Raw genomic sequence first — 13034 nt, 5'->3', positions numbered from 1 at the left:
GGAACACTTCGGCATCCCTTCCACGGAGTCGCGCATGACAAGCCCCACCCGCGCCGGCGTCTTCATCTACGCCAAGGACCTGCCACGCGTCGCCGCGTTCTACGCCGCCGTGCTCGGCATGCGCCAGGTGCATGCGACGGACGAGATGGCCATCCTCGCCTCAGCGGACCTGCAGCTGCTGGTGCACCGCATCCCCGCGCACATCGCGGCGGACATCCACATCGAAACGCCACCGGTGCGTCGCGAGAACTCGGCGATCAAATTCTTCGCCACCGTGGCCAGTCTCACCGAAGCCGGCGCCACTGCAGCTTCGCTGGGTGGCGCGCTGTTCGACGAGCGCTGGCACGGTCCGGGGTTCGTCGTCTGCAACGCGATGGATCCGGAAGGCAATGTCTTCCAGCTCCGTGAACCGGCCGCCTGAGCCGATGCGGGTTCAGGCCAGATAGCCGCCATCCACCGCCAGACACGTCCCGGTGACGTAGCTCGCCGCCGGCGAACACAGGAACAGCACGGCCGGTGCGATTTCATCGGGCTGCGCGCTGCGACCCAGCGGGATCAACTGCGACATCACCGCCATCACCTGCGGATTCGAGGTGATCGGCGAGGCGAACTTGGTGTCGGTCAGGCCGGGCAGCACCGCATTGACGCGGATGCGCTGCGGCGCGAGTTCCTTGGCGAAGCCTTCGGTCATGTTGACGATGCCGGCCTTGGTGATCGAATACGCGCCCTGCCCGAACGGCGGGCGCTTGGCATTCACCGAGGCGATGTTGACGATGCTGCCGCCGCCCTTCGCCCGCATCCGCTTCGCCGCCTGCACGCTGCACCAGAAGTAGCCGCGCAGGTTCACGTCGACGATCTTCTGGAAGCTGACCAGGTCCTGGTCGGCCATCGCCCCGTAGTAGGGATTGGTCGCCGCATTGTTGACCAGGATGTCCGGCGCACGACCGGCGGCGTCGAGCGCGGCGAACACGGCCTCGATCGCCTCGGGCTCGCCGACGTGCAGCGCATGCGCCTCGGCCGAGCCGCCGGCCTCGATGATCGAGCGCGCCACCGCGTCGCAAGCCTCCAGTTGGCGCGAGGTGCAGACCACGTGCGCACCGTGCGCGGCGAGCAGGCGGGCGATAGCTTCGCCGATGCCGCGCGAGGCGCCGCTGACGAGGGCGGTCTTGCCGGACAGGTCGAACAGCGGGTCGTGACGGGACATGCAGCGGGCTCCAAACGGACTGGTATGCTCCGAGCCTATCGCAACCCATCGGCTTCCGCATGCAGCGACGCATCCTGATCACCGGCGCCGGCAGCGGCCTCGGCCTTGCCCTGGCGCATCGCTATGCCCGCACCGGCGCGCGGGTCGCCTGCGTGGACCTGCTCGGCGAGCGCGCCGAAGCCGCGCGCGCCGCCCTGCATGGCGACGGTCATCTCGCCCTGGTCGCCGATGTCGGCGACGACGCCTCGATGCAGGCCCTGCACGACCGCATCGTCGCCGAATGGAACGGCCTCGACGTGCTGGTCAACAACGCCGGCATCGCCTCCGGCGGGCCGATGATCGGGACGACGATGGAGGAATGGCGACGCATCCTCGACATCGACCTGCTCGGCGTAGTGCGCGGCTGCCGGCTGTTCCTGCCGATGATGCTCGCAGCGAAGCGCGGCCGGATCGTCAACACCGCCAGCCTCGCCGGCCTCGCCGCCGCGCCCGGGATCATGAGCTACGGCGTGGCCAAGGCCGGCGTGGTCGCGCTCTCGGAACAGCTGCGCGCCGAACTGCACGGCAGCGGCGTGGGCGTGACCGTGCTCTGCCCCGCGTTCTTCCGCACCAACCTGATGGAGACCGCGATCATCGCCGACGACGCGAAGCGCTTCGCGCAGAAGATGATGGACCGCTCGCGCGACACGCCCGACCAGATCGCCGACCGCTGCTTCGCCGCGATCGAACGCGGCGATTTCCTGGTCCTGCCGAGCCGGCTCACGCCGTGGCTGTGGCGGGTGAAACGGTGGTTGCCGGGGGTGTATTTCCGGCAGATGGCGCGGATGGCGAAGCGAACGACCGCATCCCCGATGCATTGACTCCATCACGAAAAGGGGCTGGCAGTGCCAGCCCGCAGTTCGTCCACTTCGATCAACGGAAGAAGTCGCGATCCCAGTCGATGCTCTCCCACCACGGCGGCGGCACCGGCTGCGGCGGCCACGGCCAAGGCGACGGCGGAAACGGACGCGGAGGCCAAGGGAAAGGCCAATTGCGTGGCGGCCTCGGCCAGCGCGGCCATTTCGGCGGCCATTGGTCCGGCGGCAGCGGTGTCAGCCCTGCCAGCGACTTGGTCGCGGCGAATGCGGAGTCCAGCCCGCCGGCTTGCGGCCCGGCAGACTCGACATACTGCCCGATCACGATCGCGGCTTCGTTCGCCTCGACGAGAACCATCGCATAATCGGACTCGTTCTTCGCGGATGCAGCTGCTTTCCCCGCGTCGCCGAGCTCCTTCATGCAGATGGGCAACGCCGCGTCCGGAAACGTGACGCTGCCTTTGCGCAATGCGATTGCATAGTTCCGGAGGTGCAAGCTAACCGCGATCAGTTGCATTTGAAGCTTGGAGTTCTTGGCCTTGCCGGAAACGGCTGCGACCGCGATCGCCGTCTCCTCCAGTGCGGAGATGAAATCGTCCATCGTCATCACCTATCGTCGGGGTCTGGCGGATGGCGATTTCCGCGACGGCACCCGCCAGTGCACCGTGCGTCGCATGTGGATCGAAATCGTCGGCCCAGAACACGCCGACATCGCGCATTTCAAATCGGAATGCGCCGGATCAGAACGCTCCGATCAGATCGATGAACAGCGAAGCGACCCGGAAGAAGTAGGCGCGCTGCAGTTTCATGAAACGCGCTTTCTGCCTGGCGTTCATGTTGCCTTCGACCAGACCTACGAGTTCATGATGCGATTGGCCAGCGAGGTACATCAGCCCGGCTTCCGGGTGCGCGCAGAAGTGCTGCAGCGGCATTTTGGTACGGGCCATGCAGCTCTCGTAGCGCCGCGTCGCAGCCCACTGCGCATCAATGCCGGCGTAATGCCTTTCGATGATGTGGCCTCTCACGGCATCGGATGCACGACCGTCAACGGCACGAATGATGTTGAGATTCGTGCTGAGAGCCTCGGTTGCATTCTTCAGACTGCTGTCACGCATCAACCATTTGCTCAATGCCACGAACGCGGCATCGGCATGCGGTCCACGCTCGCGAACCAGCGCGCGGATCTCGGCAGCGCTGCGCGTATCCTTCGCCATCTCATCGATCAGCCCGACGAGCCCCTGAATCGCCGCCGTTTCATCCTTGTCCAGCGGATCCTGTTTCTTGAACAGATCGAACAGCACTTTGAGATCGGCTGCCGCCTGCTTGAACGCATCTGCTGCCTTGAGTTCGGGATCCGCAGATGCTTCCGCCAGCGCCTCCAGGTAACTCGCGACGAAGTCCAGCGCAGCGTACTGCTTCGCGAACGTGGCACGATCGATGTCCTCGCTCGGTACTTTTGAATGAGGAGTCGGCTCCGTGACGCACCTAATTCCCTCATCGTTTTTATCTACAAGGCCATCATTGTTGGTATCAGAATCGAAATAGCTAACGCGCAAGGATCGTGGCGTGCAATTACGATCGAATTCATGCAATGCGACCCACAGCGCACGGTCGCTTGCGATGATGCCGTCATAGAACGCGCGCCCGCCCGCTTCTGCATGCTGGGCCGTGGCGACGTAATCCTTCGTTTCCATGCGCAGCAGCTGATTGTGTGCGCACCCGGATACAAACAGCGCTGCGGAAGCGGCAAGCAGACGGAAGATGCCGTTCATCGTGATCTTCTCCCATGCGCTCGGACCTCCCGGCGCCTGGGATATTGATTGCACGAGGCCGCATGTCAGCACAGACCATCGTGGCGTCGGATCGGCCGCTGGCCGGCATCAATTCGGTTCAATTCCGCACCCGCCCTCAGCGCCGCTCCTTCATAGCCATCACCACCCCAAGGCCGGCGAGCAGCGAGACCGCTGCGGTGCCGCCGTAGCTGAGCAGGGGCATGGGCACGCCGACCACGGGCAGCAGGCCGGAGATCATGCTGGCGTTGACGATGACGTAGACCGAAAACGCGAGGCCGAGGGCGCCGGCGAGCAGGCGCGAGTAGGTGTCGCGGGCTTCGCTGGCGATCCAGAGGCAGCGGCCGACGACGAACACGTACAGCGCGAGGACCACGGCAACGCCGATCCAGCCGAATTCCTCGGAGAGCACGGCGAAGATGAAGTCGGTGGTGTGCTCGGGCAGGTAGTCGAGATGCGACTGCGTGCCCTGGCCCCAGCCCTGCCCGGTCCAGTGGCCCGAGCCGATCGCGATCTTCGACTGGATGATGTTCCAGCCGGTGCCCAGCGGATCGCGCTCGGGTTCGAGGAAGGTGAGGATGCGGTCCTTCTGGTATGGGCGCAGCAGCCAGAACCAGGCGATGGGCGCGATGGCGGCGCCGCTGGCGCCGGCCACGGCGAACCAGCGCCACGGCAGGCCGGCGAGGAACAGGGCGAACGCGCCGCTGGAGGCGACCAGCATTGCGGTGCCGAAGTCCGGCTGCAGCAGGATCAGGCCGGTCGGCACGCCGATGATGACGCCGCAGGTCACCACGGTCATGAAGCGCGGCGGCAGGCGCTGCTGCTGCAGGTACCACGCGGCCATCATCGGCAGGCTGAGCTTGAGCAGTTCCGCCGGCTGGAAATAGAACACGCCGAGGTTGATCCAGTGGTTGCCGTGCTTGCCGTCGCCGATGAACAGCACCGCGACCAGCGGCAGCAGCGAAGCGGCGAACACCAGCGGCGTGACGCTGCGCAGCTGCGTCGGAGACACCCGCGAAAGCAGCCACAAAGCCCCCAGACCGACGCAGTAGCGCGCGCCCTGCGCGATCACCAGGCGCGGGCTTTCGTTGCCGGCGCTGTACAGCACCATCAGGCCGACCACCATCAGCGCGATCAGCGCGCCGAGCAGCGGCAGGTCGAGCGTGCGCGTGAAGCGCAGGAACAGGTCGTAGAGCCAGCGGACGAAGGTCTTCATGGCGTCGGCGGTGTCCGGGGCAACTGCGCGGCGGGTGTGGCGGGCTTTCGCTGCGATGCGATCGGCGCCTGCGACACGGCAGGACTCGACGGCGTTGCGGCCGTGGCAGGCGCAGCTTCGGCCGGCGATGCGGCCTGCGCTGCTGCAGGTACCGGCGTCGCGGGCTTTTCCGGTTCTTCAGGCATCTTGCCGAGCAGCCAGGCGTCGAAGATCTTGCGTGCGATCGGCGCGGCGGTACTGCCGCCGTAGCCGCCGCCTTCGACCACCACCGCCAGCGCGATCGTCGGGTTGTCGGCGGGCGCATAGCCGACGAACAGCGCGCGATGGCGCAGGTGCATCGGCAGCTTCTTCGGATCGAGGCTGGCGCTGCCGCGACGGCTGATCACCTGCGCGGTGCCGGTCTTGCCGGCGATGAGGTAGGGAATGCCGTGGCTGATCGCGCGCGCGGTGCCGCCGGGGCCGTGCACGGTGCGGATCATGCCTTCGCGCACCACCTGCAGGTGCGCCGGACTGCGACTGATCAGGCGCGGCGGCGGCTGTTCCAGCGGCGTCCACGGCTTGTCGAAATCGTCGCGGCGGTCCTTCACCAGATGCGGGCGGCGCAGGCGGCCGTCGTCGGCCAGCGCGGCGGTGCCCTGCGCGAGCTGCAGCGGCGTGGCCTTCCAGAAGCCCTGGCCGATGCTGGTGATGACGGTGTCGCCGAGATACCACGACCCCTGTTTCTTCGCGTTCTTCGCCTTCCACTCGGGCGACGGCAGGATGCCGCCGGATTCGCCCGACATGTCGATGCCGGTGGGCGCGCCGAAGCCGTACAGCGCCAGGTATTCGTCGAACCGGCGGATGCCCATGTCCAGCGACAGCTTGTAGTAGTAGGTGTTCACCGAATCGGCGATCGCCTTGCGCGCATCGGTCCAGCCATGGCCGCCGCCGTGCGAATCGCGATAACCGCGCTTCTGCCCGGGGATGCGGAACTCGCCGGTCGACAGCACGCGGTCGTCGGCGGTGCGCAGGCCGCTGTCCATGCCGGCGAGGGTGATCAGCGGCTTGAGCGTGGAGCCGGGCGCGACGCCGCCGAGCACGTTGCGATTGAACAGCGGGCGCGCCGGGTCGTCCATGAAACGGCGGTAGTCGGTGTGCGAGATGCCGTTGACGAACAGGTTCGGGTCGTAGGCCGGCAGGCTGACCATCGCCAGCACCTCGCCGGTGCGCGGATCGACCGCGACCGCAGAGCCGGTGAGATCGCCGAAGGCGATGCTGGCGGCGCGCTGCAGGTCGGCGTCGATGCTCAGGCGCAGGTCCGCGCCGGGCGTGGCCGGGATGCGGCCGAGGCTGCCGATGATGCGGCCTTCGACATTCGTCTCGATCTGCTCGAAGCCGATCCTGCCGCGCAGCACGTCGTCGTAGAAACGTTCGAGCCCGGCCTTGCCGGTATGGCTGAAGGCTGCGGTGCCCTCGCCCATCTTCTCGAGATCGCGCTTGTCGATGCGGCCGACGTAGCCGATCACGTGGCCGAAGAGGTCGCCATAGGGATAGCGCCGCGTGAGATACGGCACCAGTTCGACGCCCGGGTAGCGCCAGCGGTCCACGGCGAAGCGCGCGGCTTCCTCGTCGGTGATCTTCAGGCGCAGGGTCACCGGCAGGAAGCTGCGCGTGGCGCGGCGCGTCTCGTGGAAGCGCGCGATGTCCTCGGGCGTGAGCGCGATGATCTTCGACAGCGAGGCGACCAGTGCGTCGATGTCGCCGGCTTCGGCCGGCACCACGTCGAGGCGGTAGGCCGGCACGTTGTCGGCCAGCACGCGGCCCTTGCGGTCGTAGATCAGGCCGCGCGCCGGCACCTCGGGGCGCTGCTTGACGCGGTTTTCCTGCGATTTCTTCGCGTAGTCGGTGTGGTCCAGCACCTGCAGCTTGAAGTACCACCCCGCCAGCCCGGCCAGCGCCAGGCCGACGCACAGGAAGCCCAGCGCGGCGCGCCGGCGGAACTGCTCGGCCTCCAGCGCGGAATCGCGGATGTAGCGGCGGCGCATGCGATCAGGCGCTCAATGCTTCCGGCCCACGCGCAGGCCGTCGAGCAGGACGAACAGCGGCGGCCACAGCGCCGCGCCGATCACCGGCGTCCACCAGTGCATCCAGCCGTCGAGCGGTCGGCCGATCACGAAATGGATGGCGGTGGCGATCACCAGGTCGTTGAGCAGCAATCCGCCGATCGCGAAGGCCTGCTGCGCCATCGGGAAGAAGCGCAGCTGCGGGCGGAAACGCTGGAGGATGAAGGTCAGCACGGTCAGGCGCAGCGCCTGCTCGCCGAGCAGGCTGCCGAAGGCGATGTCGGCGACCAGGCCGAGGACGAACGCGGTGACGAGGCCGACGCGTTCGTGGTCCTCCAGCAGCCAGTAGGCCAGCACCAGCGCCAGCCAGTACGGGCGCAGCGGCGCGACCATGGCGGGCAGCGGCAGCAGGCCGAGCAGCAGGGCCATGAACAGGGTGACCGGGAACAGCCAGGGGCGACGGACGCGGCTCATCGCACGGGCTCCTGCGCGGCGGGCGCGGGTGTCGCAGGCGTCACGCCCGCAGGTGCGGGCGCCGCCGCAGCGGGGTCCGGCCCGGACGCGCTCCCGGCAGGCGGCGTGGCCTGCGTCGTGCCCGGCGCAGGGCCCACCGCCTCGGTGCCGGCGGTGGTGGCGGTCGCGTCCGGCGCCGGGCCGATCGGCGCGCGGGCCGGCGCGCGGCGCAGGAGCAGGACATCGCGACCGCGATCCAGCTGCGCCGCCGGCCTGAGGTCGCCGACGAGGAAGGCCCGGCTTTCGTCGCGCCGCAGGTGAGTGATGGTGCCGACCGGGAACCCGGGCGGAAAACGGCCGCCGAGGCCGGAGGTGACGATCAGGTCGCCCACCTTCACGTCGCTGGAGGTCGGGATGTTGGCCAGTTCCAGGCGATCCCCACGGCCATAGGCGACGAGGCGGATGCCATTGCGCGAGACCGCCACCGGGATGGCGTGATCGGGATCGGTCAGCAGCAGCACGGTCGCGGTCGACGAACGCACCTCGGTCACCTGGCCGAGCACGCCGCCGGCATCGAGCGCCGGCTGGCCGACCACCACGCCCTGCTTCGCGCCGATGTCCAGCAGCAGGCGCTGGCGGGTGGGATCGAGGGCGACATCGAGGACCGGCGCGAGCTGCACGTCCAGCCCGCCCTGCTCCACCGCGCCGAGCAGGCCGCGCAAGCGCGCGTTCTCGGCCGCCGAGGCCTGCAGCCGGGCGATGCGCGCGCCGCTGATCAGCAGGGCATTGCGCAGGGTCTCGTTCTCCTGCGCCAGGCGCGCGCGGGTCGCGGCGTCGTCGCGCACGCTGTCGCCCAGCTTGGCCGGCAGGCCCGCCAGGCGCCACACCGGTTGGGCCACGATCTCGATGTGCCCGCGCAGCGTGGCGAGCCAGCCGCCGCGATGGTCGAGCACCATCAACGCGACGGCCAGCGCCAGCGCGACCAGCAGCCGCAGCGTGCCGGCGATGTCCTCGGAACGGTGTGCGGAGGGGCCGGCGTAGGGAGGCACGTCTGGGGTTCGGGATGAGGGCGCGGCGAGGGGGACGCGTGGCGATGGAAGCGATCCATGCGGGGAACCGGCGCCATCAGCTGCGAACAACATGCTACGGACAGGCTGCGGACCGGCTGCGGCCCCGGGCAGGCACCACGCGTGCTGCCCGGAGCCCGGGAGCGGGCCGGAGGATGGCCCGCCCCGGAGACGCTTATTCGGGAGAGAAGAACTCGTTGCCGTGCATGTCGACCAGCTCCAGCGCACGGCCGCCGCCGCGCGCGACGCAGGTCAGCGGATCGTCCGCGACCTGCACGTGCAGGCCGGTTTCCTCGCTGATCAGCTTGTCGAGGTCGCGCAGCAGGGCGCCGCCGCCGGTCAGCACGATGCCGCGCTCGGCGACGTCGGCGCACAGTTCCGGCGGGGTCTGCTCCAGGGCCAGCTTGACCGCGCTGGTAATGCCGCCCAGCGGCTCGCGCAGGGCTTCCAGCACTTCGTTGGAGTTGAGCTTGATCATGCGCGGCACGCCTTCGGCGAGGTTGCGGCCGGAAACTTCCATCTCCAGCACGCTGGCCTGCGGGTAGGCGCAGCCGATTTCCAGCTTGATGCGCTCGGCGGTGGCTTCGCCGATCAGGGTGCCGTGGGCGCGACGCACGTAGTTGATGATGGATTCGTCGAAGCGGTCGCCGCCGATGCGCACCGACTGCGCGTAGACGATGCCGTTGAGCGCGATCACCGCGATCTCGGTGGTGCCGCCGCCGATGTCGATGACCATCGAGCCGCGCGCTTCGGTGACCGGCAGGCCGGCGCCGATCGCGGCGGCCATGGGTTCCTCGATCAGGTAGACCTCGCGCGCGCCGGCCTCCTCGGCCGATTCCTTGATCGCGCGGCGTTCGACGTTCGTCGAACCGCAGGGCACGCAGACCAGCACGCGCGGGCTGGGCTTGAGGAAGCGCGACTTGTGCACCTTCTTGATGAAGTACTTCAGCATTTCCTCGGTGTAGGTGAAGTCGGCGATCACGCCGTCCTTCATCGGACGCACCGTGGTGATGTGGCCCGGGGTGCGACCGAGCATCTGCTTGGCTTCGGCGCCGACCGCGGCGACCGAGCGGTTGCCGCCGCTGGCGCGGTCGTGGCGCACCGCGACCACCGAAGGTTCGTTCAGGACGATGCCCTGGCCGCGCACGAAGATGAGGGTGTTGGCCGTGCCCAGGTCGATGGACAGGTCGTTGGAGAACATGCCGCGGAACTTCTTGAACATCGGATGGCGTGCCGGTGGATGCGGAAACGGAGGGGGATGGGGAGACTTCGAAGCCGGGACGGACGCTGCGGCGGCCCGGAAATGCCGGCGAAACCGGGGTCGGGCGCACCATGTCGTGCGAACGCGCTAGGTTAGCAAAAAAACGGGAGAAGACTGCGCGTTCGCTCCCGGAATCCGGCCAACGGGTTCATCCCGGCTGCATCCGTCGCCACCGCGGCGATGCGCGATCGGCGGATGGCCGGCCCGGCCGCCGACATGCGGAACGGACAGCGGATCGCCCGGGGCACAGGGCGCACCGCCCGCGCGCCGACCGACCGCCGGACCGGCGGAAACTGGCCTCGCACCGGCCCAGCGGCTACGCTATCGCGCTCATTTCCCGACGAAGACACGACACGATGGCAGCCCTGATCTGCGGGTCCCTGGCCTACGACACCATCATGGTGTTCCCCGACCAGTTCAAGAACCACATCCTGCCGGACAAGGTCCACATCCTGAACGTCTCGTTCCTGGTGCCGCGCATGCGCCGCGAATTCGGCGGCTGCGCCGGCAACATCGCCTACAACCTCAAGCTGCTCGGCGGCGACCCGATCCCGATGGCCACCGTCGGCGCGGACTTCGGCCCGTACCGCGAGTGGTTCACCGAAATGGGCATCACCCTGGACCGCGTGAAGGAAATCCCGGAGCTGTTCACGCCCCAGGCCTTCATCACTACCGACCACGACAACAACCAGATCACCGCCTTCCACCCGGGCGCGATGATGCGGTCGTACGAAAACCACGTGAAGGACGTGCCGGGCGTCACCTTCGGCATCGTCAGCCCGGATGGTCGCGAGGGCATGATCCAGAATGCGAAGGAATTCGCCGAGGCCGGCATCCCGTTCGTCTTCGATCCGGGCCAGGCCATGCCGCTGTTCAACGGCGAGGAACTGCGCGCCTTCATCGAGCAGGCCGACTACGTGACCGTGAACGACTACGAGTCCAGCCTGTTGCAGGAGCGCACCGGCTGGGACGAGGCGACCATCGCCGGCAAGGTGAAGGCCTACATCGCCACGCAGGGCCCGCGCGGCGCCAAGATCTACGCCGACGGCACGACCTACGACATCCCGCCGGCCCACGAGACCCGCGTCACCGACCCCACCGGCTGCGGCGACGCCTTCCGCGCCGGCCTGATCTTCGGCATCGAGAAGGGCTACGACTGGCCGACGATCGGCCGCATCGGCAACCTGATGGGCGCGCTGAAGGTCGAGCACCCCGGCACCCAGAACCAGCGCTTCGACTACGCAGAGTTCGCCGAGCAGTTCCGCCAGCAGTTCGGCTACGCGCTCTGACCTGACCTGACCTGACCTGACCTGACCTGACCTGACCTGACGCGACCGGGGCGTGCAGGCACAGGCCTGCACGCCCCGCCGGATCGCCAGCGCATGGGCTACCCTGCGGGCTCCCCCGACACGCACGGAGTCCGTCTTGGCCATCGCCTACTGGTGCATCCTCATCGCTGCCGCCCTGCCCTACCTCTGGGTCGGCATCGGCAAGTCCGCCGGCGAGCGCTACGACAACCGCGACCCGCGCGGCTGGGCCGCGAAACAGTCCCACCCCCGCGTGCAGCGCGGGGTGTCGGCGCAGCTCAATGCCTTCGAAGCCTTCGCCCCGTTCGCGGCCGGCGTACTGATGGCGCAGGCGGCGGGCGTGGATCCTTCGCGGATCTCCCTGCTGGCGATGCTCTTCATCGGCTGCCGCATCCTGCACGGCGTCTTCTACCTGGCCAACCTGCACCTGCTGCGCTCGCTGAGCTGGTTCGGCGGCATCGGCTGCGTGGTCGCGCTGATGGTCCAGGCCGCGCTCTCCGCCGGCTGACGGCGCTGCGGGCATCGACATCGACAGCTCCCCGGACCGAACCCGGGGCCGGGCGGCCTATCGCCGCTCCCGATGGCTCATCCAGTTGATGCCCGTCCGGCGCGTGGCTGTCTGCGCGGCCCGTGCGCGCATGCCTGGATTGGCGGCTGGCGTCCGTGGATTTTCCGGACGCGCAAACAAAAAGAGCGCGCACATATAGTGCGCGCTCCCGGAGAAGACCATCCTGACGTCACCCGTGCAGGTGCGTTCCCCCCCTTGCAACCTCCGTATTGCAGCCAGCGTCCCTACCGGCTGGAGTGAGAATACCGATGCATTCTGCAATGCCAAGATGGGCGAATCGCACGAAACGGCCAATCCCGGTGAGCGGGCATGAGCAACGCGCGCTATCTCCCTGATTCACATGCTATCTATGGTGGCATGCTACCAAAAGCGGACAATGTGCAGCCAATTTTGATAGCGACGTGAATATCACTGTCATTTGCCATATCCTCAACAGAAGTGTTTCGATAACAGGCAAACCCGCCTATTCGGTGAACTGGGTCACACAAACATGCACTCACAGGACCGGATACGACTCGCACGCAGGCATGCCGGGCTCTCGCAGGCCAAGCTGGCCGAGGCCATCGGCGTGCAACGCAGTGCAGTCAGCCACTGGGAGTCGCCCCAGGGCAAGAATCCCAGCGTCGACCACCTGCGCACCGTGGCCACGGTCACCGGGGTGGCGTTCGAGTGGCTGGCGACCGGCCGCGGCAAGATGCAGCTGTCCGAGGACGCGGTGCTGGACTCGGTGTCCGCCGCCGACGCGATCCTGGTCGAGGATCCCCTGGAGCTGCGCCTGGTGACCTCGTTCCGCGATGCCTCGCCGCGCACCCGCATCGCGATGGTCGAAATCCTTGAGGAGCTGACCGCCAGGCGCCTGGGCCGGAACCGGCCGCGCCGACCGACGCTGGCGGCGGAATGAGCGCCGGCGTCGCCGACGACGATGTCCTGGCCTGCTTCTGCACCTGCCCGGACCTCGACGGCGCCCGGGCGCTGGGCAGGGCGCTGGTCGAGGAACGCCTGGTCGCCTGCGCGCAGCTGCTGCCCGGGGTCGAATCGATCTATCGCTGGGACGGCCGGATCGAAGCCGCCGGCGAGGTCCTGCTGATCCTCAAGACCACCCGGGCCTGTTTCGATCGACTGCAGGCGCGACTGGTCGCGCTGCACCCCTACGACGTGCCGGAACTCGTGGCGTTGCCGGCTGTCGCAGGCTTGCCCGCCTACCTACACTGGGTCGCCGACAGTACCCGCGCCGCCGACGGCGCGACGGATGCGGCGCCCGCCATCGACTGA

The 13034-nt window shown here is 68.1% G+C and carries 14 protein-coding genes; 6 read left to right on the top strand and 8 right to left on the bottom strand.

Translation table 11 applies throughout. From position 1 onward, the window contains the following. Positions 1–34: 34 nt before the first annotated feature. Entirely contained in the window at positions 35–421 is a 387-nt protein-coding gene (locus tag ACFQ0E_RS06320) for a VOC family protein (protein WP_386822822.1), read from the top strand. A 12-nt stretch (positions 422–433) separates the two neighbouring features. On the opposite strand, the gene ACFQ0E_RS06315 is transcribed toward ACFQ0E_RS06320, so the two are convergent. Then, positions 434–1204, bottom strand: a complete 771-nt coding sequence (locus tag ACFQ0E_RS06315) for a glucose 1-dehydrogenase (protein ID WP_386822821.1) — start codon at positions 1202–1204, stop codon at positions 434–436. A 59-nt stretch (positions 1205–1263) separates the two neighbouring features. On the opposite strand from ACFQ0E_RS06315, the gene ACFQ0E_RS06310 reads away from it, so the two are divergent. After that, entirely contained in the window at positions 1264–2064 is an 801-nt protein-coding gene (locus tag ACFQ0E_RS06310; protein ID WP_386822820.1) for an SDR family NAD(P)-dependent oxidoreductase, read from the top strand. 52 nt (positions 2065–2116) lie between these two features. On the opposite strand, the gene ACFQ0E_RS06305 is transcribed toward ACFQ0E_RS06310, so the two are convergent. The 7 genes from ACFQ0E_RS06305 to ACFQ0E_RS06275 all read right to left on the bottom strand — a co-directional run bounded on the left by ACFQ0E_RS06305 (position 2117) and on the right by ACFQ0E_RS06275 (position 9848). Beyond that, positions 2117–2659 carry a hypothetical protein gene (locus ACFQ0E_RS06305; protein WP_386822819.1) on the bottom strand — a complete coding sequence of 181 codons (543 nt, stop codon included), beginning with the start codon at positions 2657–2659 and terminating at the stop codon, positions 2117–2119. 139 nt (positions 2660–2798) lie between these two features. Further along, positions 2799–3830 (bottom strand): hypothetical protein, encoded by a 1032-nt coding sequence (locus tag ACFQ0E_RS06300; protein WP_386822818.1) that lies wholly within the window; start codon positions 3828–3830, stop codon positions 2799–2801. Between the two features lie 136 nt (positions 3831–3966). After that, a complete protein-coding gene (rodA, locus tag ACFQ0E_RS06295; protein WP_386822817.1) occupies positions 3967–5064 on the bottom strand; it encodes a rod shape-determining protein RodA in 1098 nt (365 codons plus the stop codon). After that, positions 5061–7088 carry a penicillin-binding protein 2 gene (gene mrdA, locus ACFQ0E_RS06290; RefSeq protein ID WP_386822816.1) on the bottom strand — a complete coding sequence of 676 codons (2028 nt, stop codon included), beginning with the start codon at positions 7086–7088 and terminating at the stop codon, positions 5061–5063. The genes rodA and mrdA overlap by 4 nt, the downstream gene beginning before the upstream one ends. A gap of 12 nt (positions 7089–7100) precedes the next feature. Beyond that, positions 7101–7580: a rod shape-determining protein MreD gene (mreD, locus tag ACFQ0E_RS06285; protein ID WP_386822815.1), complete on the bottom strand. Its 480-nt coding sequence runs from the start codon at positions 7578–7580 to the stop codon at positions 7101–7103. Further along, positions 7577–8608, bottom strand: a complete 1032-nt coding sequence (gene mreC / locus ACFQ0E_RS06280) for a rod shape-determining protein MreC (RefSeq protein WP_386822814.1) — start codon at positions 8606–8608, stop codon at positions 7577–7579. Before mreC ends, mreD begins: the two co-directional genes overlap by 4 nt. A gap of 193 nt (positions 8609–8801) precedes the next feature. Next, entirely contained in the window at positions 8802–9848 is a 1047-nt protein-coding gene (locus ACFQ0E_RS06275) for a rod shape-determining protein (protein WP_137851209.1), read from the bottom strand. Between the two features lie 395 nt (positions 9849–10243). Here ACFQ0E_RS06275 and ACFQ0E_RS06270 point away from each other — a divergent pair, with 395 nt between their 5' ends. The 4 genes from ACFQ0E_RS06270 (at position 10244) to cutA (ending at position 13034) form a co-directional block, all read left to right on the top strand. Continuing rightward, on the top strand, positions 10244–11176 hold the full coding sequence (locus ACFQ0E_RS06270; RefSeq protein WP_386822813.1) for a carbohydrate kinase family protein: 933 nt from the start codon (positions 10244–10246) through the stop codon (positions 11174–11176). 136 nt (positions 11177–11312) lie between these two features. Continuing rightward, on the top strand, positions 11313–11702 hold the full coding sequence (locus ACFQ0E_RS06265) for an MAPEG family protein (RefSeq protein WP_386822812.1): 390 nt from the start codon (positions 11313–11315) through the stop codon (positions 11700–11702). Between the two features lie 550 nt (positions 11703–12252). Continuing rightward, positions 12253–12663, top strand: a complete 411-nt coding sequence (locus ACFQ0E_RS06260) for a helix-turn-helix transcriptional regulator (protein WP_386822811.1) — start codon at positions 12253–12255, stop codon at positions 12661–12663. After that, positions 12660–13034 carry a divalent-cation tolerance protein CutA gene (gene cutA, locus ACFQ0E_RS06255; protein WP_386822810.1) on the top strand — a complete coding sequence of 125 codons (375 nt, stop codon included), beginning with the start codon at positions 12660–12662 and terminating at the stop codon, positions 13032–13034. The genes ACFQ0E_RS06260 and cutA overlap by 4 nt, the downstream gene beginning before the upstream one ends.

The organism is Lysobacter brunescens (assembly GCF_042677005.1).
GTDB lineage: Bacteria > Pseudomonadota > Gammaproteobacteria > Xanthomonadales > Xanthomonadaceae > Lysobacter_I > Lysobacter_I brunescens.
This window is presented reverse-complemented; position numbering and strand designations above follow the sequence as displayed.

What these genes read in the sequence shown, in the direction of transcription:
- ACFQ0E_RS06320 (WP_386822822.1), top strand. Translation starts at nt 35, where the DNA reads ATGACAAGCCCCACCCGCGCCGGCGTCTTCATCTACGCCAAGGACCTG.
- ACFQ0E_RS06315 (WP_386822821.1), bottom strand. Translation starts at nt 1,204, where the DNA reads ATGTCCCGTCACGACCCGCTGTTCGACCTGTCCGGCAAGACCGCCCTC.
- ACFQ0E_RS06310 (WP_386822820.1), top strand. Translation starts at nt 1,264, where the DNA reads ATGCAGCGACGCATCCTGATCACCGGCGCCGGCAGCGGCCTCGGCCTT.
- ACFQ0E_RS06305 (WP_386822819.1), bottom strand. Translation starts at nt 2,659, where the DNA reads ATGGACGATTTCATCTCCGCACTGGAGGAGACGGCGATCGCGGTCGCA.
- ACFQ0E_RS06300 (WP_386822818.1), bottom strand. Translation starts at nt 3,830, where the DNA reads ATGAACGGCATCTTCCGTCTGCTTGCCGCTTCCGCAGCGCTGTTTGTA.
- rodA (WP_386822817.1), bottom strand. Translation starts at nt 5,064, where the DNA reads ATGAAGACCTTCGTCCGCTGGCTCTACGACCTGTTCCTGCGCTTCACG.
- mrdA (WP_386822816.1), bottom strand. Translation starts at nt 7,088, where the DNA reads ATGCGCCGCCGCTACATCCGCGATTCCGCGCTGGAGGCCGAGCAGTTC.
- mreD (WP_386822815.1), bottom strand. Translation starts at nt 7,580, where the DNA reads ATGAGCCGCGTCCGTCGCCCCTGGCTGTTCCCGGTCACCCTGTTCATG.
- ACFQ0E_RS06275 (WP_137851209.1), bottom strand. Translation starts at nt 9,848, where the DNA reads ATGTTCAAGAAGTTCCGCGGCATGTTCTCCAACGACCTGTCCATCGAC.
- ACFQ0E_RS06270 (WP_386822813.1), top strand. Translation starts at nt 10,244, where the DNA reads ATGGCAGCCCTGATCTGCGGGTCCCTGGCCTACGACACCATCATGGTG.
- ACFQ0E_RS06260 (WP_386822811.1), top strand. Translation starts at nt 12,253, where the DNA reads ATGCACTCACAGGACCGGATACGACTCGCACGCAGGCATGCCGGGCTC.
- cutA (WP_386822810.1), top strand. Translation starts at nt 12,660, where the DNA reads ATGAGCGCCGGCGTCGCCGACGACGATGTCCTGGCCTGCTTCTGCACC.